Here is a 2,137-nt window from a genome sequence, read left to right as displayed (position 1 = left end):
ACGAAGGCCTGCCAGGCGGGGGCGGGGAAGAGGAGGGCCGGGCCGGAGGGGTCCTTGGAGTCGCGTACGGGCATGACGCCGGCGAAGCCGTCGGCGACCTCGATGCATGCGCCGCCGCCACCGCTGTGCGAGCTCTTCCGCCAGCAAGCGTCAGTCAGGTCGACATCCATTCAAGGTCTCTCCTTGCCGAGCGAATCATGGCCAACGAGTCGGACCGGTTCAAGGCCTCGACTGCAAGCCGATCGTAGCTCTTGGCCAGGGATGCGACGGTCTCGACCTCTCGATCGAGGTAGCCGCGCTGCTCGTTCTCGCTGTAGCCGAGCAGTTTGCGTCCGGGCATGGTAAGGAGATGAACCATGCGGAGGAACGGCTGATTCTCTCCGAGCGTGAAAGGTGCGACCTGGAGAACCATGTTCGGCAGCTCGGCCAGCTGTTCAAGATGGAGCAACTGCTCAATCATGACGCCGCGGCCCCCGACTGTACGCCTGAGGCAACTTTCGTCCATCACCGCGTGGAGAAGAGGGGCTGGCGTGCGATCCAGGCACTGCTGCCGAGTCAGCCGGAACGCGACTCGTTCTTCGGCCTCCTCTGGGGTGGCGGTACCTTGCCTGACCTTCCCCGCTTCGAACGCGGCGGCATAGTTTCGGGTCTGCAGGAGCCCCGGGACGATGTTGATCTCGAACATCCGGATCTGCTCCGCGCCGTTCTCGTGGTTGGCGTACTCCGGGAAGCCCGGCACGAGCGCTGTGTGCTTGTGCTGCCACCACATCAGCATCAAGGTCCCGCCTGTTTCCAGGACTTCGTCGGCCTTGGTAGCAAACTTTTCACTCGGCGGTCGGTGCGCAAGTTCAACGAACGAGACGTATGACGCGCTGACTCCGCATTTGCGTGCGAGCTGGTGCTGCTTGAGGCCCTTCGCCTTGCGTGAGTTGCGGAGTTGGATGCCGAAGGGGGCCCAGGGGCTGGACGACGGGTCGATTTCCTTGATGTTCACCATGGGTGCTCCGACTCAACGTGGCCTCGAAGTCAAGTTGTTTGGCGCTTCCGATCCTAGGTCACGTCAGGCCACCATGTGCACAGAACGTGAAACTCCGATCGCAGAGGGTTCCCTCCCATGCACCACGACCAACTCCCTCGCCTCCACGGCTACGGCGTCCGCTGGGACACCGCCTCCGACCGCTACCGGGTCCGCAACGAGCTCACCGGGGAGTGGCTCCGCGGCGCCAGCGGCGAACTCGCCGCCTTCACCTTCTTCGGGGACGCGTACAGTGCCTGGCGCGCCTTCGAGGTCCACAAGCGGCCCGGGGAGAAGTGAGATGTCCTCCACCCTCTCCCGCGCGACCGCCGAGCAGCGCCGGCAGGCCGCCGACGTCCTCGACGACCTCGCCACCGTCCTCGCCCTCGGCGGCGTCGAGCTCCCCACGCTCGAAGTCGACTGGGCGGACGGCCGCCTGACGTGCAGCTACCTCCTCCACCTCACCGCGCGCCCGCTCGACCTCCTGCGCATGGTCGACCTGCTGCGCAAGGGGCTGCGCTACGAACGCCTCACCCACGACGACTGAACGTCCCCCACCGCGTCGAGAAAGCGACCTCCCCCCATGCAAGACCCCCGCCTGCTCGCCAAGCCCCCCGTCTGCCGGCTCGGCTGCCTCGTCCTCGTCCGAAACCAGCGCGGCGACGTCCTGCTGGTCGACCCGGACTACATGGACGGCATGATCCTGCCGGGCGGCTCCGCCAAGCCCAACGAGCCCCCGCACCTGGCCGCCGCCCGCCACCTGCACGCCGAGACCGGTCTGATCGTCCGCCTCACCGACGTCCTCGCCGTCGACTTCACCCCCGCCGACCGCCACTTGGAGCGTCTCACCCTGGTGTTCGACGGCGGTACCGTCCCCGACGGCACCCTCATCACCGTCCCCGCGCAGCGCAGGAGCGGCCTGTTCGGCGCCCGCTTCGTCCCCGCCCGCAGCCTCCCGGACTTCATGGCCCCCTCCCAGGCCGCCCGCGCCGCCGAGGCCCTCGCCGGCCGCTCCCTGCCCGCCCTCCTGCTCGGCCAGCGCGCCGCGTGACGGCACGCGGACACGCCCCAGGCTATGGCGGTGGTGTCGTTGCGGGAGGGGGCGGGGTTGGCGGTGACTCA

5 protein-coding genes are annotated in these 2,137 nt (G+C 67.9%); 3 read left to right on the top strand and 2 right to left on the bottom strand.

Annotated elements, in window-relative coordinates; genetic code table 11:
• Together ACFVGO_RS23335 and ACFVGO_RS23330 are read right to left on the bottom strand one after the other, a co-directional pair.
• Positions 1-170: DUF397 domain-containing protein (locus tag ACFVGO_RS23335; RefSeq protein WP_380633821.1), on the bottom strand; the 170-nt coding region annotated here is incomplete at its 3' end.
• Positions 155-997, bottom strand: a complete 843-nt coding sequence (locus tag ACFVGO_RS23330; RefSeq protein WP_380633818.1) for a helix-turn-helix transcriptional regulator — start codon at positions 995-997, stop codon at positions 155-157. The genes ACFVGO_RS23330 and ACFVGO_RS23335, both read right to left, overlap by 16 nt.
• A 117-nt stretch (positions 998-1,114) precedes the next feature.
• Here ACFVGO_RS23330 and ACFVGO_RS23325 point away from each other — a divergent pair, with 117 nt between their 5' ends.
• From ACFVGO_RS23325 to ACFVGO_RS23315, 3 genes are read left to right on the top strand one after another with little or no spacing between them, the layout of a single operon-like run.
• Complete coding sequence (locus ACFVGO_RS23325; protein WP_380353283.1) at positions 1,115-1,315, top strand: hypothetical protein; 201 nt, start codon at positions 1,115-1,117, stop codon at positions 1,313-1,315.
• 1 nt (position 1,316) lies between these two features.
• Complete coding sequence (locus ACFVGO_RS23320; RefSeq protein WP_380633815.1) at positions 1,317-1,562, top strand: hypothetical protein; 246 nt, start codon at positions 1,317-1,319, stop codon at positions 1,560-1,562.
• Positions 1,563-1,598: 36 nt separating this feature from the next.
• A complete protein-coding gene (locus ACFVGO_RS23315) occupies positions 1,599-2,066 on the top strand; it encodes an NUDIX hydrolase (protein WP_359913034.1) in 468 nt (155 codons plus the stop codon).
• Positions 2,067-2,137: the final 71 nt, after the last annotated feature.

The organism is Kitasatospora sp. NPDC057738, from assembly GCF_042798815.1.
GTDB lineage: Bacteria > Actinomycetota > Actinomycetes > Streptomycetales > Streptomycetaceae > Kitasatospora > Kitasatospora lactacystinica.
Note: the sequence above shows the minus strand (reverse complement) of the source record. Positions and strands in the feature narration are given on the sequence as shown.

Bases quoted from the DNA above. Each gene is read 5' to 3' on its own strand.
- ACFVGO_RS23325 (WP_380353283.1), top strand. From the start codon at position 1,115: ATGCACCACGACCAACTCCCTCGCCTCCACGGCTACGGCGTCCGCTGG.
- ACFVGO_RS23330 (WP_380633818.1), bottom strand. From the start codon at position 997: ATGGTGAACATCAAGGAAATCGACCCGTCGTCCAGCCCCTGGGCCCCC.
- ACFVGO_RS23315 (WP_359913034.1), top strand. From the start codon at position 1,599: ATGCAAGACCCCCGCCTGCTCGCCAAGCCCCCCGTCTGCCGGCTCGGC.
- ACFVGO_RS23320 (WP_380633815.1), top strand. From the start codon at position 1,317: ATGTCCTCCACCCTCTCCCGCGCGACCGCCGAGCAGCGCCGGCAGGCC.